This is a genomic window from Occallatibacter sp. (assembly GCF_036502485.1).
In the GTDB taxonomy this organism is placed as follows: Bacteria; Acidobacteriota; Terriglobia; order Terriglobales; family Acidobacteriaceae; genus Telmatobacter.
Genome location: NZ_DASXYM010000016.1, coordinates 1 through 24,436, shown reverse-complemented (window position 1 = coordinate 24,436; position 24,436 = coordinate 1). Strand labels below are relative to the sequence as shown.

Genomic DNA, 24,436 nt, shown 5'->3' with positions numbered 1-24,436 from the left:
CACGATAGTCTTGAGTGCAGGTTATGAATCCTGCTCCGGAACGAGACGCGGCGCAAACTGGCGTGGGCACGCCCCGGCCTCCTGAAGCCGAATACAAAAATCAGCTCGAGGGTCTGGAACGGCTGCAGTTGGCGGCGAAGCGACGCGGCCGCATCTACGGCGCGAGCAAGCTTGGTATCGCGGCATTCACGTTGATTGCTGCCGGCTTTCTGATTCACCATGCGACGGGGTTGCTGCTTTTACTGGCGCCGGCACTGGTGTTCGTTGTCCTCGCAATATTGCATGAAAAGCTGCTCGAGTCGATGCGCCGGCGCGCGCGGGCGATCCGTTTCTATCAGGATGGACTGGCGCGACTGCAGGATCAATGGCAAGAGCTGACCCAGACAGGCGAGCGGTTCCTGAAAGGCGATCATCCGTATGCGCGCGATCTCGACATGTTTGGAAATGCATCGGTATTCCAATATTTGTGTACGGCTCGCACGCACAGCGGAGAAGATACTTTGGCAGGCTGGCTGCTGGAACCGGCGCCTGCGAGGGAGATAGCGGCTCGCCAGGCGGCGGTGCGGGAGCTGTCATCGCGTCTGGCATTCCGGGAGAAGATTGCGTCGGCAGGCGAGCCGGTCCGCAATGCAGTGGATCCGGAGGTGCTGATGCGGTGGGGAACCGCGGCGCCGGTGCTTACCTCGGCCGCTACGCGCACGTTGACCTCTGTGCTGGCAGTGCTCTGGATCGGCAGTCTGGTGGCGTGGGCCATGTGGGGAACTCCGGCGCCTGCGTTGCTGATGACGCTGCTGAACTTTTCTTACGCGCACAAGATCGCCGCCCGACTGGATGCTGCCGCGCAGGGAATTGAAAGAGCGGGTGATCTGAGGCTGCTGGCCGCAGTGCTTGCTCTATTTGAAGCGCAAAAATTCGCTGCTCCGAAGCTGAAGGCGTTGCAGTCTGCGCTGCAGCGGCAAGGGGTGTCGCCGTCGCACGCCATCCGCAAGCTGGCGCGCCTTGCAGAACTGATCGAATCGCGGCACAGCCTGTTCGCGCGGCCGCTCGATCTGGTTACATTCTGGAGCGCCCAACTGATTTTTGCCGCGGAGCACTGGCAGCGTAGTTTTGGGCCTGAGCTTCAGACGTGGTTCAACGCGGTGGGCCAACTGGAGGCGCTCGGCTCGCTGGCAAGCTTCGCGTTCGAGCACCCGGATTATGCGTTTCCCGAGATTGTGCCTGAGGGCTCGATCTTCAATGCCGAATGCCTTGCGCACCCTCTGCTGGCGATTGGCAAAGCAGTGGAGAATGACTTCCATCTGGATGGCGAGCGCCAGTTGATGATTCTGAGCGGGCCGAATATGGCCGGCAAGAGCACATTCATTCGCGCCATTGGGGTGAATGCTGTGCTCGCGCAGTGTGGCGCGCCGGTGCGTGCCCGCAGGCTGGCGATGTCTCCTTTGCAGGTAGCGGCGTCGATCTGCATTCTGGATTCGTTGAGTGGGGGCGTGTCGCGTTTTTATGCGGAGATTCGCAGAGTCAAGATGATTGCCGATCTGGCCGCAGGCCCGGTCCCGGTGCTGTTTCTGCTGGACGAATTGCTGTCGGGCACCAACTCGCATGACCGGCTGGCGGGGACGGAGTTTGTTTTGCGCGAGATGGTTCAGCATCGGGCGATCGGGATTGTGAGCACGCACGATCTGGCACTCACGGGCATTCCAGATGGGATGGGCGGCCATGCATTCAATGCGCATTTCGAGGATCGAATCGAAGGCGATGGGCTCATTTTCGACTACAAGCTGAAACCGGGCGTGGTGCAGACCAGCAACGCGCTGAAGCTCATGCGAGCTATCGGGCTGGGCGTCACAGAGTGACGGGGTGTTACGCCTCCCACCAGTCGAACTGCAGCATGCGTGGATAGTAAAGGCCGGCGCGGATCGCGATGTCAGATCCATGCAGCTTGCGCAAGACGCTGGCGTAGACATTGAGCTGGGGTGCGAAGAACTCCCGCAGTTCTGCGACTGAGCCTGCATCGCCGGCATGCGTCTTGTAGTCCACGATCCACCACACGTGCGAGCCCGGTTGGAGCGGGCCGGCTCCGGCGCGGAACACGCGATCTGCCTGCACGGTACGCAAATCGCCATTGAGGATGCCGGTCCAGCTCGCCTCGGCGGCGGCATCGGCGTGCGGCGAGAGGATCCACGCGCCGGGCGGATCGAATGAAACGCGCCGGGCTGCGTCGACGGCTTCCGTGGCGATATCACGTGCGCTCTGGGGATCAATGCCGGTGGCGCGCACGCGGGCGGAGATACGTTCATGGATGTTCTCGAGCTTCGCACGCGCGGTATCCCAGTCATGGGACGAGCGGAGATTTGCGAGGTGCTCGAGTGCGAGGTGAATGGCGGTGCCGCGCGCGCGCGAGAGCAGTCCCCCTTCGTGCCGCTGATAAGGCGCCGTGGCGGGCTGTCCTGTCGCGGCTTCTGCAGCAAGAGAGTCGATCTTCCGAGGCGGTGCGAAGTCGCTGGGCAGACGATGCAAAATTGCGGGCTTGCCCGCCGGCCGGATCGGAATCACATTGTCCGCGGCGGCGGCAAGCGAGAGGGCCTCTGCCGGCTGCGGCGCGGCTTTCCATTGATTGAATAGATCGCGGAGTTCGTCTTCCAGGGCGGGCCATGCTTTCAAGAGAAGGCTCTCGGCGGGATCGCAGAGGGCCGGCTCTTCATCGGAGAGTTTGTAGCTGAGGCGCGCGAACAGGTGCAATTCTTCGCGCGCCCGGGTTGCAGCCACATAAAGGATGCGGCGGGTCTCCTGCGCCTCCTTGGTGCGGTACTGGCAATCAACCCATCCCTTCGATGGGCCGCGGTCTCCTCCCCTGGTCTGGAGAGGCGCGATGAGGAATTCGGTGATCTCGCCGGATTCGTCAGGAGTTTCAACGCCGCGCTCGAGCCAGCCGAACATGGAAGTTCGTGTACTGCCGGAGCGAGCCTGCAGTTCCGGCACGATGACCACTTCAAATTCCAGGCCCTTGGATTTGTGAATGGTCATGAGGTGCACGCCGCAATCAGATTCAGCATCGGGATCAGGAAGGGCGGTGAGTTTATTCAGGGCGGCTGCAAGCGCGGGGCTTGCGAGGTCGCAGTCTCCAGCGGGCAGGTGATCGAGGCTGCGCCACAGCAATTCGATATTGGCGTATGCCGCAGCATCGACGCAGGAGGCTCCCCCCAGGCGCAACCACACCTGCTGCAGCCATGTTCCGGGCGCGATTCCGGGCATGGCAGCGCGGAACGAGGCGGCCTCGTCATATGCATTCAGGAGACGGTCGATGGCGAGCCGGCCGCTTGCACTGAGCAGAGGTCCGCGTTCCCGCATCAGTGTGAGGATGGGCCGAGATTGAATGGCGGGATCGTCGGCGCTGGTCAGCAGGTGCAGGTCAGCGAGCGAGAGCGCACACCACGGCGCACGCAATGTACCGAGCCAGGCAACACGATCCTCGACGTTCTGCAAGGCGCCAGCGAGGGCGAGGGCGTCGAGGACCTCGGGACGATCGCCGAGTTGTTCAAGCTCGACGGCGCGAAAGGGAATGGCTGCGTCGCGCAGCGCGTGAGCAATGGGTGCGAGCGCGGTGCGGGCGCGGCCAAGCACGGCGATGCGATATTTTTCACCACGCGCGCGCGCCTCCTGCATGGCGCCCATGCGGCTGCGAATGAGGTCGACGATCTCGACGATTTGAGCTTCGAGCGCGGCGTCGCATTCGGCAGCCGATTGTTCCTTGAGCGATGCAGAGTCGGGATTGCCGGGATGGGCGCGCACCGCCTGCGGAACGAATTCGACGTGCAGGGAAAACCCGGAACCGGGGTTCTGGCCAGGGGGTCGTGCGGGCTGCGATGGGGTGAAGCGCACGCTGCTGCCATCGTTGACGGAGAAGACGGCTTCGAAGGTGGTGTTGATCCGGCGCACGAGATCGGGGCGGGTGCGGAAGTTGGATTCAAGCTGTATGGATTCGAGTGACAGCGCTTCGCGGGCCGGCAGTTCAAGCCCTGCCTGCTGCACGCGCGGGAACAGCTCGGCGTCGGCGTCGCGGAAGAAATAGATGGACTGCATGGGATCGCCGACAACGAAGAGCGAGCGGTTGACGGTGTCAGGCCACGCCGCTACCAGAGCGGCGAGCAGCTTGTGCTGGCGGCGGCTGGTGTCTTGAAATTCATCGACAAGCAGGTGATGGATGCCATCGGCGATGCGGAGCGCCGCTTCGCTGGGCAGGCGGTCTTCGCCTTCGAGAATGCGCAGCGCGATCTGGGCAATTTCAGAGAAGTCGACGGTGCCCGCTTCAGCAAACGCGACCTGAAGCTGGGCGGCGGCGTGGCGCAGCAGGATGAAGCAGGCGCGCACGATGCGCCAGTCTTCCTCAGAGTATTGGACCGGCGGGAGGTCGCGGACGCCTGCGAGCGCCTGCGCAAAGCCTTCAACACCTCGGAGATTTTTAACGAGCTCCTGGTGGCGTTGTTTCTCGCGCTTGTAGTCGGATGGGAAGCCTCGTCGAGTATCAACTGCCTTCCTAAAGTCGCCATCGTTGGTGAGAAGAAGGTGAGCGAGGCAGGTATACGCCTGGCGCGCGGCCTCAAGATCGCTGGGCGAGGCGAAGGGGGCATGCGGGAAGTCGGCCATCTCCGCCAGTTCACGATAGAGCGAGCCATGCTGTGCGCAACCGAAGCGGGCGAGGTCGTGCGCTTCATCGCAGGCGCCGGGGATGCTGAGAAGCAGGCGGCTTGTGTGCGAGAGGTGTTCGGCAACGGCGCGTGCAAAAGGGCGCTCAAGGAGTTCGCGCAGGGCGTTCCAACTGCTTTCGTCGTCGCGGAAGTCGCGCAGCCAGAATTCCTGCATCCAGCGGTCACGCTGGCGGAGCATGGTGATGAGTTGATTTTCGAGTTCCTGCCAGTTGTTGTCGCGCCAGAGGAGCAGCGCTTCGATGGCCTGCTGCAACTGCGAGGAGCGCTGGGCTGCGCCGAGCTGTTTGAGTGTGCTGCGGGCGGCGTTGCGGTAGAGCTCGTCGGGCTGCTCGGCGATGTCGACACCGCCACCGAGACTGGTGAGGAGCGGGCGCTCGATGGCGATCTCGCGGCAGAACGAATCGATGGTGGAGATGCGGAGCTGGCTGGGCAACTCCAGCAGGTTCCAACGCAGCCGGTTGGAATGCGCGAGGGCCCGCGCCGCGAGAGTGTCCATCGCGAATTCGTCGTGTGTCGCCGGGGACGGATGGGGCGACGATGCTTTCTCGAGCTCAGCGAGGATGCGGTGGCGCATCTCCGCGGCGGCAGCTTTTGTAAAGGTGATGGCGACGACTTCGCCGGGGTCGTTTACTTCCGCGAGAAGGCGAAGAAAGCGGCGGGTGAGCAGGTCAGTTTTGCCGGAGCCGGCGGGCGCCTGCACAATGAGCGATCGAGCCGGATCGAGGGCACGTTCGCGTTGCGCCTGATCGGAAGGCGCGGGGCGGGCGGGGGCTGGGCGCGCCGAGCTAGTCATAGGCCGCCTCCGCTTCCGGTTCGTCGAGGGGGACGGCTTGTTCGCCGATGCGGCAGATGGTCTGCAGGCCGCAGCGTTTGCAGGTTGTCGCGGAGTCCCGTGGATCCACGTCAGCGCGACCGGCGAGGAAGTTGCGCGCGAGCTTTCGGATCTCGTTGCGCCAGGCCATGAGCTGTTCGAGATCGAACGGATTTTTGACGAGGGAGGATGTCGATTTGAGATTGGTGTCGAGGGTAGCCCTGGCGTCGCCGATACGGCCGGCGAAGCATATGTCGCCGGGGCGCACCCTGGCGAAGGTGAGGCCGCCGATGGTCTCGTCTTCGTCGAGGCCGAAGCCGGCATAAAGCGGCAACTGGACGTCCTCGGGGCGGGGAAGGTCCCAGTCTTTCGGCGCGACGTCGCCGGTTTTGTAATCGATGACGAGCACGGCGCCGTTGTTGAGGCGGTCGAGCCGATCAAGACGGAGGTCGAGAGACAGCCCATCAATGGTGCGTGTTTTATCGATTTCAGTACCGACAACTTCGAAGTCGACGCGCTTCTGTTCGAAACGCAGCCACTCGCTGAGAAGACGGATGAGCCGCTCGGCTTCGAGTTCGAGATAGCGGGAGGGCATCTCATCGCGCACGCGCGAAGGGGCGTGGTCAGCGATGGCGCGGCGCACGTGGATGGCGACGAATTCCGGCAGGTCGGCGATGTGATTGAGTTGGCGGGAGGAGCGCATGCCATCAGGAGGGCCGCCCCAGATGGAATGCAGGGCGGCGTGCAGTAGTTGTCCTCGTTCGGCGGCCGTGAGGCCTGTCTGAGCGGGGTCCCACGATTTGGCCTGCAGGCGACCGGTGGCAAAACCTTTGAACGGGCATTGCGACTGTGCCGTGAGCAGGGCTGCACCGCCGCGCAGGGGAACGGATGCATCCGGTAAAGAGGCCGCAGCAAGAGGAAGGGCTTCGATGTCTTCAACGGCATGGGTGAGGTCGGCGGCGATGGGCGAGGGGATCCACTCGGAAGGCAGTGGCTGCGGAGGGCCGGCGAACGCCATAACGATTCGCGAGGCGCGCGCCTCTACGCCTTCGGCCTGGCGCGGGCAAGTGAATATCAGTTCGCCGGCGGATGCGGCGATGCGGGCCGTCATGGTCTGGGCCAGATCCCAATCGAGTTGAGCGGAGGAGTGCGGCATGCCAGCGCGCCGTTGCACATCGAGGGGCAGAAGGGGGTGGGAGTCGCCGGCAGCGGGCCATGCGTCTTCGGTCGCGCCAAGGAACCAGGCGGCGTCGGCAGTGAGGCCGGCTGATTCGGCGGGCCCGGAGATCAGGATGGGGGCATCCTCGGACTGGGGCGCAAACAAGGTTTCGTTTGCCGCGTGCGTCAGCTCGGCGAGAAACTCGCGCCAACTGATGCGGCTGCCGCTGAAGCCAAGCGAACCGCAGGTGTCGAGGACGTCCTGCCAGCGGCCGAGCACCTGGAACTCGGCGCTGGTGAGGGCGTTCGCGCCCGGCCAGCCCGATGCAGCCAGGAGCTGCGGAACGGCGTCGGCCCATTCCAGGGGGCTGCGCCGGCGCTGCATGAGGCTATCAAGCTGCGCCTGCGCCGCCTGCATGCGATGGAGCCACGTTTCCGGAAGGGGTGCGGGGGCGGCGCCCTGGCGGAACGTTTTCAGCGTCCAGTGGGTGCGCTGTAAGCCGCGCTTTCGGAGGGCACGCATGCGTGCCTGCAGGGCAGCGGATTCGAGTTGAGCGGCGGCATACGGGGAGGCGATGAGCCAGTCCACTTCATTCTCGGCGAGCTCGCCATTCAGCCAGCGGAGAAGCAACTGCGCGGCACGAACGGGGGCGGTTTGCGCGAGCGGCAGCCCGAGGGAGAACTCGAAGCGGAAGTGCGGATCAGAGATTGCGTGGTGAAGGAACGCGCGCTCGAACTCGCCGCGGCGGTTTCTGACGTCCTGAGCGATGACGAGGATACGACGGTGCGGGGCTGCGCGGAGTTGGCGGCTGCACCATGCGGCTGCGGCAGCCAGTTCGACAGCAGGATCCGGTGCTGTGAAGAACTGGATGGCCGGTGCCGGATCAGAGGGAGCGACCTGCGCCCACGAACCCCAGGCGGATAAGACGGCAGATTGAACCGGCTCGAGGCGGTCGAAGCCAGCCAGCAGCAGGTGTGGCCGCAGGTCCGTATCGGACTGGAGCAAAGGGATGAGTTGGAGCGGCAGGCGATTTGCGCTGACAGCGTGATGGGCGCGGCAGAGCTCGTCGAACTCTGAGAGCCAGGCGCTGAAGGCGGCGCAATCCTGGTCCCAGGCGGTACGTGTTCTGGGTTCGAGGAACTGCGGCGCGTGCGAACAGAGCAGGGCGTGGCCACGCATGGCCATGGCGGCAAGATTCCGCCGGGGCGCTTCGAGCAGGGCGGCTGCATGGTTTCCGGCGCCGACCAGTTGTTCCCACAAGGTCAGTTCCTGGGTGGGATTGAGGATCAGGGGCGGGGCCGACGCGCGCTCTTCCCATGCGAGCCTGATGAAGGTGTGCCAACTGTAGATTCGGGGGGAAGCCCATGCTTCTTTGCCCTCGGCGCGTCGAGAGCGGTGGTAGGCGGCTGCAAGGGCCCGGGCGGCGCGATCGCTTGCGGCAACGACAGTACCACCGGCGCACAGGTGGGCATCGATCTCAGCCGCTGGTTGGGACCCCATTTCAGCGTTATACGCTGTCCGGGTACGCATTGCCATGCTGCCGAACACAGCTCGTCCGGGGTTGTAGACTGAGGGGTGATCCGCCGATACGCCAGCCTCACAATTCTCGCCGCTACGATCCTGCTGCCGGGGTGCCATAAGGCTGCCAGCAGCGACCAACCCTCCTCAGCGGATTCGTCTTACAAGACCTACAAGCTGAAGGGCAAGGTCATGTCGACGAACCTGAAGACCGGCGAGGTGACGGTGAACCACCAGGCAATTCCTGGCTTCATGGAAGCCATGACGATGCCGTACAAGGTGAAGGACCCGGGCGTTCTGAGCGAACTGCACCCAGGCGATGTGATCACTGCGGACGTGCTGGTGTCGCAGACTCCCGATGCCGATATTCTGCTTGATCATATCGTGGTGGTGGCGCAGGGCAAGCCCGATTACAAGCCCACGTCGCAGTATCATGTGCCCTCGCCTGGCGACGCTGTTCCGGACTTCAAGCTGCGCAACCAGGATGACCGGGCGATATCGCTGAATCAGTTTCGCGGCAAGCAACTGCTGGTTACGTTCATCTATACGCGCTGCCCGATGCCGGAGTTTTGCCCGCGCGTGACGCGGCAGTTTGCGCAGATCGATCGGCAGCTGCAGTCCGATCCCGCGGTGTACAGCAAGACGCATCTGCTGTGTGTGAGCTTTGATCCGGAGAATGACACGCCGGCGCGTCTGCGGGCGTACGGAGCGACATACATCGGCAGCGATGCGAAGAGCGCATTTGCGCACTGGGACTTTGCGGTTCCAGACAAGGCGACGGTCGACAAGATGGCGCAGTTTTTCGACGTCGGGATCACGAAGGATTCAGAGGCGAACATTACGCACACGCTTTCGACGACGCTGATCGGCGCGGATGGCAAGGTGAACCAGTTTTATCCTGGAAATGAGTGGACGGTCGAGCAGGTGCTGGCGGACGTAAAGCACGGCGCGGGCGCATGAGCAGCCCGATATTCCCCAAACAGAAATCAATTCCCTGAGAGCACAAAGGAGCGGAGCGCATGAGCTTGCAGATTCGGAAGGATGCTGAACTGGATTTCCTGTCGCTGGGAGCACTTGTGCATCGGCTCGATCCGGGGATCGTGCCGCTCAGGAAGGCGACGGAGTGTCACATCCACGTGAGTGGCGGGGAGTTCAACGTGGCTGCCAACCTGTCTGATTGCTTTGGAATGAAGACGGCCCTTGCGAGCGCGATGTCGGACTACCCGGTAGGCGACCTTATCGCTGAACGCGTGAAGGCGATGGGCGTGAAGCCGATCTACAAGCACTTTCAGCACAACGGCGTGAACGGGCCCAACATGGCCACGGTGTACAGCGATCGCGGTTTTGGCGTGCGGCCGCCGGTGGTGTTCTATAACCGGGCGAATGAGGCTGCGGCGTTGCTCAAGCCGGGGGATTTCGATTGGAAAGCGATCTTTGCCGGCGGGGTTCGCTGGGTCCATAGCGGAGGCATCTTCGCGGCACTTTCATCCACGACGGCGGAATTGGCGGCGGAGATGATGAAGGCGGCGAAGGAGGCGGGAGCGGTCACTTCGTTCGACCTGAATTTTCGCGAGAAGCTGTGGAAGGTGGCGGGGGGCGAGAGCAAGGCGGTGGAGACGATTCACCGTATTGTGGAGAACGTTGACGTGCTGGTGGGGAACGAAGAGGACCTGCAGAAGGGGCTGGGAATTCCCGGACCCGAAGTTGCGGCAAAGTCAAAGCTCGATGCCAACGCATTTTTCGGCATGATGGAGAACGTGACGAAGAAGCTGCCCCACGTGAAGGTGGTTGCGACGACGCTGCGGGAGGTGCACTCCACCAACCGGCACAGCTGGAGCGCGGTGGCGTGGATGGAAGGGAAGACCTACACCGCGCCCACGGCGGAGTTGGACGTCTACGATCGGGTAGGCGGCGGGGATGGATTCGCGTCGGGTTTCATTTATGGCCTGCTGACCGGGGAGAAGCCGGAAGACGCGGTCAAGCTGGGCTGGGCGCATGGCGCGCTGCTGACAACGTTCCCGGGCGACACGACGATGGCTACGGTGGACCAGGTGCGAGCCTTTGCCAAGGGCGGCTCGGCGCGTATTCAGCGTTGAGCTTCAGGAGGGGGTGCGAGGCAGGTTCTACCGTGTTCCCGTTGCAGTTGAGGCATGCCGGTTGTAGGTCAGGTCATATTCGACAGCCCATGTCTTGCCTCCGTCGCGGGAGCCCTGGCTGAATTGCCTGACCTTATCCGGCCCTAGATTGAAGAACTGCAGGTGGCGACGGAGAGGCGTGCCGTTCGGCTGGGGGATGTCCTCCGTCCAGTAGTCCATGACGCCATCCTTCAACTCACCGTGGAAGAACATGGTGCCTGCCATGTTGTCGACCCAGAACTGCTCCCAGCGGCGCAGGGCGGCGTTGTAAGTGTTGTAGCTTTTGCCGAAGTACGGCGATCCGGCCGAACTCCAGTTTTCCCACACGGCACAGCCGTCCATCTCACGGGCGATGTGGCTGGTCCCGCGGGGTATCCCGTCCTGAGTGGACACGACGTCCCAGTCGCCCAGCCAGAAGTCGAACTGGCGGAATTCCGGATCGTCGCAGGGCATGGCATTGTGGTGAACCTGGCGGGCGAGAGCGACAAACTCGGGCTTCTGACGGAGCGCTTCCCACTCGGGATCATTGGCGAGGCGGTCAGGCTGGAAGAAGCCGCCGTCCGCGGCTGCTTTGAGCTGCTGCAAAGCCTTGTCTGTGTCGCCGCTTCCGGCCAGGGTTTCGGCCACTTCGTAGTCCACGACGGAGGGCAGGAGGCCTTTGCCGGCGCCCAGGTTGCGGGCACGCGCAAATGACTGCAGTGCCGCATCGAAGTGGTGATTGCCGCGTTGCGCTACGCCGAGCCGGAACCACAGACGGGCCGAATCAGGAGATTGCCGGGTGAGCGCCGCATACAGCTCTTCCGCGCGGGGCCATTGCCTGGCGGTGTAGGCTTCTTCGGCCGCTTTGAGGTCTGGGCTGTTCCGGGCGGCGGCTTGAGCGGCCGCGGTTGAGCAACCGCCGCAGAGCAGGGCTATCCAGGCGATCGAGATCAGTATCTGAAATCGCAGCGAGTTTCTCATAAATGATTCCAGGCACAAGGCATGGGAGCTAAGTATGGCTTGAGAAGCGGGGAAATGGGGCCGGTTGTGACGAAGCGACGCGTTTGCGGGATGAGGCGGACGCGCCGTGTGCTCATGAGGATTTGCGATAGGCGCTATCCTGCCTGAATTCTGCGCTTTCTTCGGTTCTTTGCAGCGGCTCGCGCATCCATCCAACTGGTAGGCTGATACCTGAGGTCGTCCATGGCGAGAATGTCGATTGTGTTTGGTGTGGTTTTGATTGCTCTTGGGCTGGTGAGCTATTTCGGAACCGGGAGTCAGCATCCTACGGCGCTGATACCGACGTGGTTCGGCGTGGCGCTAGGGGTGTTCGGTTTTTTGGCGATGAGCCCTGATGAGAGCCGCCGCAAACTGTTTATGCACATCAATGTGACTATCGGCCTGCTGGGGTTGATTGGCGCCGCGTGGCGGGCGCTGAGCGCCTATGGGCATGCGCGTTCGCAGGGTGTCGATCCCGACAAGATTGCGCTGGCGGCCCAGGGGGCGATGGCCGGACTGCTTCTCGTCTATGTGCTGATGTGCGTGAAGTCGTTTATCAACGCACGGCGGCAGCGGGAACTCTGATTGATGCGCGGCGGCGGAATGGGTATGAGTATGCGGGCTGAGCGGGGAACCAGAGGCGGCCGCGCGGGACAGGCTGATCTTCCCAAGCGCAAGCCCGAACTGAAGCGGCTCTGGCCGCAGATCAAGTTGCTGGTGGGGCCCCGCAAAGGCCTGCTGGTGGCGGGACTGCTGCTGATGGGTTTTAACCGGGTGGCCGGACTGGCCATGCCGTACTACAGCAAGACGCTGCTCGACACGGCTCTGAATCCCACCCATCCGGCGCCCAAGGTTCTTGCCAACATTATTGCGATCGTAGCCATGGCCACGGTAGTGCAGGCGCTCACATCGTTCTCGCTCACGCAGTTGCTCTCAAAGGCGGGGCAGCGGCTGATTGCCGAGATGCGGCGGCAGGTGCAGAAGCACGTGGGCCTGCTGCCGGTGGCCTATTACGACGCCAACCGCACGGGCACATTGGTGTCGCGGATCATGACGGACGTGGAAGGTGTCCGCAATCTGGTGGGGACCGGGCTGGTGGAGTTTGTGGGCGGCATTGTCACGGCATGCCTGGTGTTTGTGTATCTCCTTCATCGCAGTGTGACGGTAACGCTGACCGTATTCGCGGTGGTTGGGGCGTTCACCGTGGTTCTGCAATACGGCTTCAAAACCATCCGTCCGATTTTCCGCGAGCGGGGACGCATCAACGCCGAGGTGACCGGCAGGCTTACCGAATCGCTGGGCGGAGTGCGGGTGATCAAGGGGTATAACGCCGAGGCCCGCGAAGCGAGTGTATTCGGGGCCGGCGTGGAGCGTCTGCTGCAGAACGTGATGAAGTCGCTGACCATGACAAGCGTGCTTGGAGCGGCATCGACCACGGTACTGGGACTTGTGTCGGCGATTGTGATGTGGCTGGGCGGTCACAGCGTTCTGAACGGGCATTGGACGCCGGGAGATTATTTCCAGTACAACATTTTTCTGGCGTTCATGATTGCGCCGCTCTTCCAGATTGTGAACATTGGGACGCAGTTGACGGAGGCGTTTGCCGGGCTGGATCGCACGAATGAGATCATGTCGGAGCTTGAGGAGAACCAGGTTCCCGGTCGCAGCACCAGGATGCCCTCGGTCGAGGGTAGAGTGCGATTCGAGGATGTGGAATTTGCTTATGAGCCGGAGAAGCCGGTGCTGCACGGCATCAGTTTCAACGCGCTGCCGGGGACGGTGACGGCACTGGTGGGATCTTCGGGATCCGGCAAATCCACCATCATCAGTCTGCTGTGTGCCTTCCACACGCCAACCCAAGGGCGCGTGCTGGTGGACGATATCGACCTTGCGCAGGTTGACCTCAATTCGTACCGCTCGCAGCTTGGGGTGGTGTTGCAGGATTCGTTCCTGTTCGATGGAAGCATTCGCGAAAACATCATGTTCTCGCGGCCGGAGGCGACGGAGGAGCAATTCCTGTTCGCCTGCCGGACGGCCCGAGTGGACGAGTTCGCGGAGCGGTTTCCCGAAGCGTACGAAACGATTGTGGGCGAACGCGGGGTGAAGCTCTCCGGGGGGCAGCGGCAGCGACTCTCCATTGCGCGGGCACTGCTTGCCGATCCGCGCATCCTCATTCTCGACGAAGCGACGAGTTCGCTTGACTCCGAGTCCGAGGCAATGATCCAGGCTGGTTTGAACCAACTGATGCAGGGGCGTACTACGTTTGTGATCGCGCACAGACTCTCGACGATCCGTCGGGCGGACCAGATCCTGGTTGTGGAGCAGGGCAGGATTGTGGAACACGGCAATCACGCTGAACTGTTTGCGCAAAGCGGTCGCTACTACGACCTCTATACCCGGCAGCATGGGCTGGAGGCGAACCTCTTCCTGGCACCCGGCGAAGGGGATACGGTCCCGGCCTGAGGGGCCTGAGGGCTCCTGATCTCACAGGCTCGCAAGAGTGATTCCCGCATCGCGCCGGGTGTTTTGGCGTCCATAGTTTCAGGCCCCTCACATGAAAAGAAGGGTGAGGCTGGGACGCGGGGCTGGGCCCGTCCCAAAGGTTGACATGCCCCTCCATAATCTGAAAAACTGGGTTAGTCAATTAGCGAAACGGAGAACCACTATGCGAGACTCTGCCCCTACCGGTACTTATAAAGTGCAAGCCCTTGATAGAGCTTTTGCTGTTCTTGATCTGCTTGGTGAAAGCGATACACCCCTCGGTCTGGCGCAAGTGGCATCTTCGCTGCAACTCCATAAAAGTACGGCACACAGGTTCCTGATGGTGCTGGAGCGGCACCACATGGTGGAGCGCACCAGCAGTGGTAAATTCCGCCTCGGTTTGCGTTTATTCGATTTCGGGAACAAGGCTATTGAGCAGTATGATTTGCGTGATCGCGCGCAGCCCCATCTCCGGCGGCTGGTGGCGGAAACCGAAGAAACGGCTCACCTGTGCATCCTTGAGCAGGCCCGCGTGATTTACATCGACAAGATTGAGCCGGCACGCTCGGTTCGCATGATCACACGAATTGGGGCCAGCAATCCGGTGCATTGCACGTCCGTGGGCAAGGCGATTCTGGCGTTCCTGCCGGAAGAGCGCATTGCGGATATCGTCCGTCGCACCCGTTTTGAGCGCTTGACGCACCGCACCATCGCGAATGCCGAGGCATTGCGCGCGGAGATTGAGAAGACGCGCCGCCGTGGTTACGCCGTGGACGATGAGGAATTGGAAGAAGGTCTTCGCTGCATCGCTGTGCCAGTACTGGATGCCCAGCGGCAGCCTGTGGCGGCAGTCAGCATTTCGGGTCCATCGTTCCGCGTGACTGCCCAGAAGCTGCCTTCGATAGCAAATCATCTTCTTCAGTGTGTGCGCGGTATTTCAATGGACATGGGCTTTATCTCGAATGTGCGCGGAAACCGGGCGGCAGCCTGGACCGCATAAAGCTCCGATTGGCTGAGTTCCGGACCATTTCACCCTGTGGTTTTTGCCACAGGCTCAGAGACTGGGAATCGCCGTTTCTGTTACACTCAGACATGTTGCAGCACAGCCCGGATGGTTCAGCAGTGTGCCACCCGTAAGCTGGGGACGTAGCTCAGTTGGTTAGAGCGCTGCCCTGTCACGGCAGAGGTCGCGGGTTCGAGCCCCGTCGTCCCCGCCATAAACCGGTTAGAACCAACGGCTTACGGCGATGATCAAATCTTTTAAGGGTCCTCCGAGGGTGCTGAAGGGTGCTGAAGCACGCCGCGCGGAATGAGATTCGCCACCACCCGGTTCTGAGCCATCCTCTTCTCCCCACTGACAGCCTGCTGATAGATCGCCATCGTGATCCTGGGGTTCGCATGCCGGAGCAGTTCCTGCGCCGTCTTGATGTCAACGCCGTGCTGCCGAAGCATGGTCGCAAGGGTGTGCCGGAAGGTGTGGTACCCGACACGCTTGGTGATCCCGAGCTTCGTCAGAGCCGGCCGGATCTGCCGGTTCAGAATCGTTTCCGGTGAGATCGGCTGATGTCCATTCTTCTCGAGGGACGGGAAGATGAAGTCCGACTCCGCGGCATAGAGCGACTCGTCGCGCCAGAGGGTCAGCTCTTCGACGACAATCGGGTGCAGAGGCACCGGCTTGCGAGATGCCTCGGTCTTGGTATCGCCCTCCACGTTGTGCCACACGGACCTGGTGACATTGGCTTGGGCCGCGTGGAAATCGATATCTCCCCAGCGAAGGCCGATCATTTCTCCCCTGCGCAACCCGGTACTGCCCGCGAGCAGAACCATGAGCCGCGCGCGGGGAGGAAGCTCCTGGACAAGGGCCTGAAACTCCTCGGCAGTGAGGATGTCGGGAACCCGAAGCCGCTTGGAAGAGGTCCGCACTGCGGCGATCGGGTTGCGAGTCGCCCATTCATAGCGAATGGCGTGGCTGAACATCGCGGACATCAGGTTGCGGATCTTGGTCGTGGTACCGGGACTGGCGGGCTTGCCGTTCGAGGAGGTCAGAGCCCGGAGCCAGCCTTCCACCTCGACGCTCTTGACCGCAGCCAAGCTGTATTTCCCCCATTTCGGCAGGATGTGAATTTCGATGTAATTCTTATATCCCTCCTGCGTGGAGTACGCCTTGGATGGAAGCTCGACGCGCTGATAATGCGCTGCGAGCTGCTCCATGTTCATGGGGGCGAAGGCAGCCCCGTCGTTGACGTCAACCCTGAGCTGCGCGACAGCCTTCTCCGCATCCTTACGCTTCGGGAACTCGGTCACAGTGCCCACGATGTGCTTCTTGTACACACTGCGGCCGTTCAGTCTCGCGTAGTAGCGGAAGACCCAAGTGTCGGGTTTTCTCTTGCGCTTTACCATGCTCAGAGATCCTCTCTGATACCGTTGCGCCTGCATTCGGATTTTCTCCTTTGCATGCGCACTGATGGCTGGGACCGAGTCTACATTTCCGTCCTGTGGATGTGAAGGCCGCGAGGTCATGCAGGCTCCGGAAAGTTTGTCTTTGCTACAAGCCACTCCGCGAGTTCACCTTGGAGGAAGCGCCAGAATTTGCGCTTTCCTTCGCCGAGTGGATGCGCCGGCAAGTACCCCTGCCGCGCCCACCTGGTTATGGTTTTCACGTCCATGCCCAAGTAATCGGCTGCGTCCTCCGGAGTGAGAGGTCGCGGTCCGTGGTATTTCGACACGAAGTTGTCGATTACGGGCGCCTGGGGATTGTTACGGGTGTTCACTGCTTCCTCCTCTTTTCCTGCTCTCGTTCATTGAGCTGTGCTTCCATGGCCAAAACTTCAGATGACTCGTGGAACCGAGCCCCGTAGATTCTCATAGCGTTTTCTACTTCTCGGTGCCAAAACACAGTTCGACTGGAGGCACCATGAAGGTGTCTGCGGCGACGTTTGAGTTGCATGTGATCGGTCCGGATCAGTGCCCGTCACGGGGCCGCGATGTTTGGACCGCTTCCGATGGCGTGCGAACCGGAATGTTTAGTGTCGATCGAGCCGGCTCGTGAAGTTCACATCTAGGGCTGTGCGCTTGCGAAGCGGCTCACTGGATTCAGCGTACGGTGATTCGTAAGAGATTGGTATCCGCAAAACTACGCACTTTGCCGCTGTCCCCGCACGATGTGGGAAGAGAGCGTTGACGATCAGCCGTTGCGGTCAGTGGACCGGAGCACCAACGCGAGCACCAGGTTCACGACGTCAATCGCAGCGGTAGCGACCGATACGGCCAGCATCATTGGCGCCGGCGGAAAGGGGGACGCGGTTGATGCCGATCCTCTTTCAAATCCAGGGCATCCCGTCGCTGGAGATCGAGTTGGAACCGCTGAGATTGATGCGCTTCGCAACCATGCGTCCAGATCGGATCGCAGGAACCCGAAATCGTCGGGAGACGATTGGGGTAGCACGGCAGCAGGAAGGTCTCCCTCCCGAGCCATGCTTGCCACTGTGTGGCAATCCACAGGCCAAGGTAGGCAGCCGCCTCGTGTGTCACCAGAAGGGGTTCAATCTCCAGGCGTTCAGCACGACGGCGATCGATGAGACGGGACAGATCATGGGGTGATGGCGAGATGGTGCGTTCAGGCGAAGGCGGTTTGCTGCGAAGTGGATGTGACACCGATTTGCTCGTTATGAGGAGGCCGGGTTGTCCCGGCGCTCATAAGGACGGCCGAAACGGTCCCGGCTTCCTGCCGATGCCGCGCCCGCGGGGTTCGCATCCGGAGCCGCTCTTCGGGCACGCCCAATTGTTCGAGCAATGCATTTCTTCAGGGGTTCACGCTCCATGTGCATCAGTCCTCGTCCCATTGGCTTGAAATGCCTCTCGAGCCTTTTGTCACGCTGTCAGCCCGTGCACTAATCGGTGCCGCGTATTTACGGATTCTCGCGTTGCGCCTGAATGTTCCAAAGGTGACCCGCTGAGGTAAACGGCGAAGTGAAAAATCCACCTCTGATTTCTAACTGACTTCGTAGTCGGTTGCCCGCTACTCGTCCCTTTGACGTCCGTTCGCCTGCCGGGTTCGGCCCCGGTACCCGTAAGGGAAGAGTCGGCGGTGATACGCGCTAGACGTATACGATGGCTATCGGCATAACGTTCGTGATGAGTTCGCATTCACCGCAGCCCGGCTTTGAAGAGGTCTTCACGGTGACCGACTACTATGACGGTCCTCCTCAGGGCATTGCAAATTACCTCGGATCGCCGCACTTCTATGACTGCATTTTCTCTGAGCGGAAACAGGATTTCACCAGCGCTTATCAGCTCACTCCGGTGAATGATCAGATTCTTCAGTTGGCGCTCGAAGATTGGGCCGTCTGGAAACGCTCGGAACACGCATTCAATTCCGGCAAGACGGGCATGGATGCCCATCCTGCGCTGCCTGAAGATGCAGGTCGCCATGGTGAGATCGAACCAGTTCTAGCCGATCATCTCAAGACCGATCCATCGAAGAGCATCGTACGCACTGCCAAGTTTCTGGCCGTTCGTCAAGCCGAAGCCGTGCCCCGCGTACTCCCTGACTTTCTCGTCAAATGGTCGGAGCCGTCAGACACACTCAATGATTAAATCTGGGCAGACTCGCTCGATGCGTTTACGCAATTCGAATCGTTTTGAGTGAGTAGTCGGCTTCCCGTACTTCTCGAGATTGGAGCGAAGAATACGCGAAAACTGCTGAAAGGTTCGGGATGCCGGTCAACCGCTCAGAATCGACTTCTGGCCCTCGATGAGCGACTTGGCGATTTGCACTAAGCCGCTAGCGCGGCAGGGGATGCCTCTGTGGCATTTGGATAGAGTGTTGGACACCCAAGGAGGTGTCCATGACACGTCTACGCCAGCGCATGCAGGAGGATCTCCGGCTGCGCAACTTCTCCGAACGCACGATCCGTCGTTATACCGAGATCGTTGCTGAGTTTGCAAGATACTTCCACAAGTCACCCGATCAACTGAGCGCGGAGCACGTTCGCACTTTCCTGCTGTACCTGCTTAATGAGCGCAAGCTTGCATGGGGAACGATTCAGGGCGCTCGATCGGCGCTGAAGTTCCTGTATTTGCGGACACTGAAGCAGACCTGGTTCGATCAAGAGATCATCAAGCCGAAGGTGCGCCGCAAGCTGCCTACGGTCTGGAGTCGGGAAGAAGTCTGCGCTCTCCTTGATGCCACAACGAACACCAAGCACCGTGCACTGCTGGCCCTGTACTACAGCGCAGGACTCCGCTGTCAGGAAGCACTGGACCTTAAGGTCGGCGATATTGATAGCAAGCGGATGATCATCCACATCCGCGAGGGCAAGGGCAAGTTCCCGCGCCAAGTCATGCTGTCGCCCAAGCTGCTGGAGTTGCTGGCGCTGGCGTAAACCCACGGATTGGCTCTTCCCCGGAGAGGAACCGGGGCAACCTTTGAAGGCCAACACGGTACGCGTGGCTTGTCAGAAGCTGCGCAAGCAACTGGGCATCTCTAAACCGCTCGGCCCCCACGTGCTGAGGCACTCCTTCGCTTCGCATCTTCTCGATGCGGGCACCGATCTGCGCAGCATCCAGCTTCTACTTGGTCACCGCGATCTGGAGACCACTTCCCGCTATCTCCACGTCTCCGAAGCCCGTCTGCACGCGACGGCGTTGAAGGAACTCATGCTGATGGGCGTGGAAGACATCGGCCACTTCGAGCCGATGCCTGCTCATGCGGTTCGGTTCCCTCCTTGGGCAGTAGCAACGGAAGGTGCTGCACGATATCGGCCTGTGCCGCACGGCCGCACTGGGCACCCATCTCGAACGATGCGATCACTGCAACTATGAGACTGTCGCTTACGACTCATGTCGCAACCGGCATTGTCCCAGGTGTCAGTCCTCGGCACGCGATCGCTGGCTCGTGAAGCAGGCATCAAGCCTGCTGCCGGTGCCCTACGCCCATGTGGTCTTCACCGTACCCGAACAACTGGCGCCGCTCGCACTCAGGAACCAACGTAGGTTTTATAGCCTGCTGTTCCGGGCAGTCTCGGAGACCTTGCTCCAGATCGCGGCCGATCCACGCCATCTCGGCGCACGCATTGGCGTACTCGCCGTGTTGCACACCTGGTCGCAGAACCTGAGGCATCATCCACACCTGCACTGCCTCGTTCCCGCCGGCGGACTGGCTTTTAACAACTCCCGCTGGATCGCAACCAGACGCCACGGGTTCTTCCTCCCGGTGCGCGTGCTCAGCCGCATGTTCCGCGGCAAGCTGCTCGCCTTCCTCAAGCAGAGCTATCGGCGCAGCGAACTATGCTTCCCCGGCAAGCTGGCCGAACTCTCAACCCCAGGCGCCTTTCACTCACTGCTTGGTGCCCTGCGCCGGCGAGAGTGGGTGGTCTACTCCAAGCCGCCGTTCGGCGGACCTGAACATGTGCTGAAGTATCTGGCCCGCTACACGCACCGGGTCGCCATCTCCAACGGAAGACTGCTTGGCATCGAAAACGGCCAGGTGCGCTTCCGCTGGCGCGACTCCCGGCACAACAACCGTAGCAGCGTCATGAAGCTCGATGCGGTCGAGTTTATCCGCCGCTTCCTGCTCCATGTCCTGCCTGCCGGCTTCGTTAAGATCCGCCACTTCGGGCTGCTTGCCAACCGAAACCGCCGCCAGGCGCTGGCTCTCTGCAGGCTCCATCTCCGCGCCATAGTTGCGGATCCAAGCACGTTGCTGACGGAACAACAGAAGTCTGCACTCAGCCGGTCATGTCCTCAGTGCAGATGCGGCACTCTGCATGTCGTCGCGCGCTGTTCCGTGCTTGATCCGCCCAGCCCAAGCTTAGTGTTTCACTGCGCAGCCTTCGACTCTTCTTGAGGAACACCGTGCTGAACTCTGTGTCAACCCGGCTCCGCACCGCGACGGACTCTCGCTCCGCCTTCGCTACCCTATGCCTCGAATCGGATCAGCGCAGTTCACCACAGCCACCCAGCCGACTGGCCAGGCGGACAGCGGCAGCGCCAACGCGGTCAGCCATGGCTAACTTTACATCCCCTCATGCCCGGTTGGCCGTCTCAGCTCTCCGCAGGCGGCATCCAATCCCCATACATCCACCGCCCTAGCGGCTTAGCGCAAATCGCCGTATCCACACTGCTCCGCACCAACAGCACCGCCAAGGGCGAACTTCTGCGTGCGGAGCACTGTCGATACGGCACTAGAGATTTGGCACTCGTCCAGACGCATGGCCCACGAGACGTGCGTTAGATTTGCTCGCCAAGAATCAGGGGCACATAGCTTCGGGCGTCTTCCAGCAATTCCTCGCGAGTGATACCAACCTTGGCGCGAAGCTGCACACCCTGCAGCAAGTCAACGAGCAAACGGCCTCGCACCTTGGCAGAGGGTGTGCGAGTCAGGCGCCCCGCCTTTATCTCCTGCTCGAAACGTTTCGTGAAAATATCAGCGGATGTCGTGAAACCCTTCGCGAGCCAGGAACGAATCTCTGTCACCCGCTCCGAATGTCCCAGCGCAGCGGCGGCCAACATGCAGCCGCTGCGAGCGTCGCCGGTCGCGGTGTTAACGGTAGCCTCGCAAAATGCGGTCACGGCCTTGTGGATGTCCGGCTCCGCTAGAAACGCTGCCATTTTAGGAGCTCCATAGATCAGCGCATAGCGCTCGACGGCCCTTAGCAGCAGGGTGGACTTGTCTCCGAAGGCTCGGTATAGCGCGGGCTTGGTGACATTCACGGCACGCGCGATCCGATCCACATCGACACCTTCAAACCCATGCTCCCAAAACATCTCAACGGCACGGTCGAGTGCTTCGTCGGGGATAAAGCCTTTTGGACGTCCCGGGGGACGCTTCGCAATATTAGTTACCATCGCGTACGAAACTCCTTGCATTGCATCTATGAGTATCGTACTCTCGCGTATGTAACGCCGCAAGGCAGTAAAGACAGGAGACGCCAATGGAACATTCGATCGCCCTCGTCACCGGGGCTACTTCCGGGCTCGGTTATGCGGCAGCCCGCTTGCTCGCCGCCAAGGGCTACCGCGAGGTCATGGTCACCGGGCGCAGCCTGGCCCAGATTAGGGAAACGGCCGCTCAGCTCACGGCGGAGACAAAAAGGCCGGTCTTCACGCCGCTGGAGCTTGATCTGAACGACCCAGTCAACGTTCACTCGGCCGTCGCCGCGCTGGTCAAGGATGGTCGGCCCGTCGATTTCCTGCTGCTCAATGCAGGGTTGGTTCCCTTTAAGCAGCGCGTGCTCACAGCGGCGGGCGTCGAAGCTTCTCAGGCTCCGCTCATTGGCCATCATCAACTGACTGTTGGGTTGCTCAATGCCAACATGCTGAGTCCCAACGCGCGGATCGTTATCGCTGGTGCGGAACCTGCCCGCGGGGCGTACCCATGTTCAAGTACACCGACCTGCCAGAATTCGCGGCCAAATATCACCAAGGCAACCGAACCGCCGCTGTGGAAGCCCTGATCCGCAACGGGCCAAACGTGAAATATGTGCCTAACAACACGTATGCCGACGCGAAGCTCATCATCGCTTGGTGGACCGCGGCTCTGGCGCGCCGGCTGCCTTCCGGGATGGCCGTGTACGCTGTCTCGCCCGGTGGGGCGACCGCCACTAAGGTGGTGCGAAGCGCTAGCCCGTTGTTGAAGTATCTGTTTATTCCAATCGTGAACCTCATTCCCGGCATGAATCAGACGCCGGAGACCGCAGCCCGTCGCTACATCCAGGCGTCGGAGTTCGGAACCGACGTCTCAGGGCAATTCTTCGCCTCGGCTCAAGGGAAGTTCTCAGGCCCAATTGAGGCGCAGCGCCAACCACACCTCCACGACCGCGCCAGTCAGGAAGCCGCCTGGCAGGCCGTCGTCAAGGTCTCCGGCGTGGACTTGTCTTAATCCAGCATCCTTGACCACTGCGGCCTGAAGGAGCGCCAACCCGCGCGTCACTGGATGCAAAACAACATTGCCACTTCCCTAAGTTGGAATCACGCCGACAGAACGAAGAACAACCAGTCACCAGGAGAATAAACATGAAACGGTACCAAAACAAAAAGGTGGTAATCATCGGCGGCACGAGCGGCATGGGGCTCGCTACGGCGAAGATGCTCCTCGATGGAGGCGCGCGCGTTGTGGTGACGGGTCGCTCGAAGGAAGGGCTGGAATCGTCCCAGAAAGAACTTGGAAATGACGCCATCGTGGTTTCCAGCGATGCGCGGTCGTTGACGGACCTCGACACACTCGCCTCTCGGGTGAAGGCCGAGTTCGACAACATCGACTTTCTGTTCGTCAACGCCGGGTTCAGCACCCGAGCGCCTTTGGAGAACATCACCGAGGCCATCTACGACGAGATGTTCAACCTGAACGCCAAGGGCCGCTTTTCGCGGTGCAGAAGTTCGCGCCCCTAATAAACCGGGGAGGCTCTGTCGTCCTCACCACCTCAATCGCCAACGTCAAGGGAATGGCTGGCAACGCCACATACGGAGCCGCCAAGGCCGCGCTACGATCATTCGCTCGGACGCTCGCTGCTGAGTTGGTTCCTAGCGAGATTCGCGTCAACGCGGTGACGCCCGGCCCCATTGACACGCCGATCATCGGCAAAGCGTTTCCCGCTGACGCAGCCGCTCAGATTAGGGAAAAGATGATTGGCATGGTCCCGATGAAACGCTGGGGGACGTCGGAGGAAATCGCGAAGGCCGTCCTCTTCCTTGCGTTCGACGCGACCTTCACGACGGGCGCTGAACTTCCGGTCGATGGGGGCTGGTCGCAACTCTAAGGCCTGGACCTCGATTGATCAGCTGACCGATGAGTATCGGCGCGGAGATGCAGACCGGTAAAAGGAGGAGTATGAACATGCACAACCTGGTGGTGAGCTGTTTGGTGGCTGCTTACCTGGCAGCGAACGTATACGCCATCGTGAAGATGCGGGTGTTTGAGTTGGCCCGTTCGCGCAAGCATCTCATAGTCTACGGCGTTCCCTTCATATTATGGGGCTCTGTCATCCAAAGCGATTGTCATTCCATCAAAGCCACCGAGCGGGCTTTGATGCCGAACATAAAACAGCCCGTAGGGCCGATCTACCGGCATTCGGCGGAACAACAGCGCATCCACGATACTGAAGATCGCGGTGTTCGCCCCGATTCCAAGCGTCAGAATCAGGATGATGATCTCTGTGTAAAGAGGATACCTGCGCAACTGTCGGAGAGCAGACCTTACGTCTTCCAGGAGATTCGTCATAGATCCTCCAGCGAATTCACCCGAGGAGTTCTGTGATTGGCGAAAATGCGAAAGAAATCTGACTTTGAAAAAAGCGAAGAACGCCTGAAATTCTATGAGATGGACGGAGCAGTTTCACGTCATCTCGGCCAATGTCTGCATATAGGGTTTTCGGCAGCGCTTAATTCTGCGATTCCCAAGACAAGGCCGTGGAGTGCCCGGCCTTTTTTGTACCAGTTTGAATGAGAGAGACTGGACGAAAAGGAGCGAAAGATGGCGAAGGGCAAGAAGCATACGCCTGATCAGATTGTGAGTTTGCTGCGGCAGATCGAGGTGGCTGTAGCGAATGGGAAGACGACGCCGATCGCGTGTCGTGAAGGCGGCGTCACGGAGCAGACCTACTACCGGTGGCGAAAAGAGTTCGGCGGCTTGCAGGTGGATCAGGCGCGG

At 61.0% G+C, this 24,436-nt stretch carries 21 protein-coding genes, 1 tRNA gene and 1 pseudogene; 17 read left to right on the top strand and 6 right to left on the bottom strand.

The window, feature by feature from the left end:
- Nucleotides 1–23 precede the first annotated feature (23 nt).
- The gene (locus VGL22_RS02700; RefSeq protein ID WP_465265336.1) at nucleotides 24–1,853 is read left to right on the top strand and encodes a MutS-related protein; all 1,830 of its coding nucleotides are present in this window, start codon (nucleotides 24–26) and stop codon (nucleotides 1,851–1,853) included.
- Nucleotides 1,854–1,860: 7 nt separating this feature from the next.
- On the opposite strand, the gene VGL22_RS02695 is transcribed toward VGL22_RS02700, so the two are convergent.
- Nucleotides 1,861–5,499 carry a UvrD-helicase domain-containing protein gene (locus tag VGL22_RS02695; protein WP_465265335.1) on the bottom strand — a complete coding sequence of 1,213 codons (3,639 nt, stop codon included), beginning with the start codon at nucleotides 5,497–5,499 and terminating at the stop codon, nucleotides 1,861–1,863.
- On the bottom strand, nucleotides 5,492–8,212 hold the full coding sequence (locus VGL22_RS02690; protein ID WP_465265334.1) for a PD-(D/E)XK nuclease family protein: 2,721 nt from the start codon (nucleotides 8,210–8,212) through the stop codon (nucleotides 5,492–5,494). Before VGL22_RS02690 ends, VGL22_RS02695 begins: the two co-directional genes overlap by 8 nt.
- Before the next feature lie 39 nt (nucleotides 8,213–8,251).
- On the opposite strand from VGL22_RS02690, the gene VGL22_RS02685 reads away from it, so the two are divergent.
- Together VGL22_RS02685 and VGL22_RS02680 are read left to right on the top strand one after the other, a co-directional pair.
- Complete coding sequence (locus tag VGL22_RS02685) at nucleotides 8,252–9,154, top strand: SCO family protein (protein ID WP_465265333.1); 903 nt, start codon at nucleotides 8,252–8,254, stop codon at nucleotides 9,152–9,154.
- A 59-nt stretch (nucleotides 9,155–9,213) separates the two neighbouring features.
- Entirely contained in the window at nucleotides 9,214–10,290 is a 1,077-nt protein-coding gene (locus VGL22_RS02680) for a sugar kinase (RefSeq protein ID WP_465265332.1), read from the top strand.
- Nucleotides 10,291–10,317: 27 nt separating this feature from the next.
- Here the strand turns inward: VGL22_RS02680 and VGL22_RS02675 are convergent, their stop codons facing one another.
- Nucleotides 10,318–11,289 carry a tetratricopeptide repeat protein gene (locus VGL22_RS02675; protein WP_465265331.1) on the bottom strand — a complete coding sequence of 324 codons (972 nt, stop codon included), beginning with the start codon at nucleotides 11,287–11,289 and terminating at the stop codon, nucleotides 10,318–10,320.
- A 222-nt stretch (nucleotides 11,290–11,511) separates the two neighbouring features.
- Here VGL22_RS02675 and VGL22_RS02670 point away from each other — a divergent pair, with 222 nt between their 5' ends.
- From VGL22_RS02670 to VGL22_RS02655, 4 genes are all read left to right on the top strand, one after another.
- A complete protein-coding gene (locus VGL22_RS02670) occupies nucleotides 11,512–11,892 on the top strand; it encodes a hypothetical protein (RefSeq protein WP_465265330.1) in 381 nt (126 codons plus the stop codon).
- 24 nt (nucleotides 11,893–11,916) lie between these two features.
- Nucleotides 11,917–13,770, top strand: coding sequence for an ABC transporter ATP-binding protein (locus VGL22_RS02665; RefSeq protein WP_465265329.1), 1,854 nt, complete (start codon nucleotides 11,917–11,919; stop codon nucleotides 13,768–13,770).
- Between the two features lie 202 nt (nucleotides 13,771–13,972).
- Nucleotides 13,973–14,788 (top strand): IclR family transcriptional regulator, encoded by an 816-nt coding sequence (locus tag VGL22_RS02660; protein WP_465265328.1) that lies wholly within the window; start codon nucleotides 13,973–13,975, stop codon nucleotides 14,786–14,788.
- Between the two features lie 140 nt (nucleotides 14,789–14,928).
- Nucleotides 14,929–15,005, top strand: a tRNA-Asp gene (locus tag VGL22_RS02655).
- Between the two features lie 43 nt (nucleotides 15,006–15,048).
- Here VGL22_RS02655 and VGL22_RS02650 read toward each other — a convergent pair.
- Both VGL22_RS02650 and VGL22_RS02645 read right to left on the bottom strand, forming a co-directional pair.
- Entirely contained in the window at nucleotides 15,049–16,188 is a 1,140-nt protein-coding gene (locus VGL22_RS02650; RefSeq protein ID WP_465265327.1) for a tyrosine-type recombinase/integrase, read from the bottom strand.
- Between the two features lie 116 nt (nucleotides 16,189–16,304).
- Nucleotides 16,305–16,559 (bottom strand): helix-turn-helix domain-containing protein, encoded by a 255-nt coding sequence (locus VGL22_RS02645; protein WP_465265326.1) that lies wholly within the window; start codon nucleotides 16,557–16,559, stop codon nucleotides 16,305–16,307.
- Nucleotides 16,560–17,094: 535 nt separating this feature from the next.
- Between VGL22_RS02645 and VGL22_RS02640 the strand changes: the two genes are divergently transcribed.
- The 5 genes from VGL22_RS02640 to VGL22_RS02620 all read left to right on the top strand — a co-directional run bounded on the left by VGL22_RS02640 (nucleotide 17,095) and on the right by VGL22_RS02620 (nucleotide 20,635).
- Nucleotides 17,095–17,388, top strand: a complete 294-nt coding sequence (locus tag VGL22_RS02640; protein ID WP_465265325.1) for a hypothetical protein — start codon at nucleotides 17,095–17,097, stop codon at nucleotides 17,386–17,388.
- Nucleotides 17,389–17,898: 510 nt separating this feature from the next.
- Complete coding sequence (locus VGL22_RS02635; protein WP_465265324.1) at nucleotides 17,899–18,384, top strand: hypothetical protein; 486 nt, start codon at nucleotides 17,899–17,901, stop codon at nucleotides 18,382–18,384.
- A gap of 251 nt (nucleotides 18,385–18,635) precedes the next feature.
- Nucleotides 18,636–19,172, top strand: coding sequence for a tyrosine-type recombinase/integrase (locus VGL22_RS02630; RefSeq protein WP_465265323.1), 537 nt, complete (start codon nucleotides 18,636–18,638; stop codon nucleotides 19,170–19,172).
- A 43-nt stretch (nucleotides 19,173–19,215) separates the two neighbouring features.
- A complete protein-coding gene (locus tag VGL22_RS02625) occupies nucleotides 19,216–19,611 on the top strand; it encodes a tyrosine-type recombinase/integrase (protein ID WP_465265322.1) in 396 nt (131 codons plus the stop codon).
- Nucleotides 19,535–20,635, top strand: a complete 1,101-nt coding sequence (locus VGL22_RS02620) for an IS91 family transposase (protein ID WP_465265321.1) — start codon at nucleotides 19,535–19,537, stop codon at nucleotides 20,633–20,635. Before VGL22_RS02625 ends, VGL22_RS02620 begins: the two co-directional genes overlap by 77 nt.
- 383 nt (nucleotides 20,636–21,018) lie before the next feature.
- On the opposite strand, the gene VGL22_RS02615 is transcribed toward VGL22_RS02620, so the two are convergent.
- A complete protein-coding gene (locus tag VGL22_RS02615; RefSeq protein ID WP_465265320.1) occupies nucleotides 21,019–21,636 on the bottom strand; it encodes a TetR/AcrR family transcriptional regulator in 618 nt (205 codons plus the stop codon).
- Nucleotides 21,637–21,722: 86 nt separating this feature from the next.
- Between VGL22_RS02615 and VGL22_RS02610 the strand changes: the two genes are divergently transcribed.
- The 5 genes and pseudogenes from VGL22_RS02610 to VGL22_RS02590 all read left to right on the top strand — a co-directional run.
- Nucleotides 21,723–22,244: an SDR family NAD(P)-dependent oxidoreductase gene (locus tag VGL22_RS02610; protein ID WP_465265319.1), complete on the top strand. Its 522-nt coding sequence runs from the start codon at nucleotides 21,723–21,725 to the stop codon at nucleotides 22,242–22,244.
- Complete coding sequence (locus VGL22_RS02605; protein WP_465265318.1) at nucleotides 22,232–22,669, top strand: Rossmann-fold NAD(P)-binding domain-containing protein; 438 nt, start codon at nucleotides 22,232–22,234, stop codon at nucleotides 22,667–22,669. Before VGL22_RS02610 ends, VGL22_RS02605 begins: the two co-directional genes overlap by 13 nt.
- 134 nt (nucleotides 22,670–22,803) lie before the next feature.
- Nucleotides 22,804–23,546: pseudogene (locus VGL22_RS02600) on the top strand (SDR family oxidoreductase).
- A gap of 77 nt (nucleotides 23,547–23,623) precedes the next feature.
- Nucleotides 23,624–24,043 carry a hypothetical protein gene (locus tag VGL22_RS02595; protein ID WP_465265317.1) on the top strand — a complete coding sequence of 140 codons (420 nt, stop codon included), beginning with the start codon at nucleotides 23,624–23,626 and terminating at the stop codon, nucleotides 24,041–24,043.
- Nucleotides 24,044–24,259: 216 nt separating this feature from the next.
- On the top strand, nucleotides 24,260–24,436 hold a 177-nt coding region (locus tag VGL22_RS02590; RefSeq protein ID WP_465265395.1), incomplete at its 3' end, for a transposase.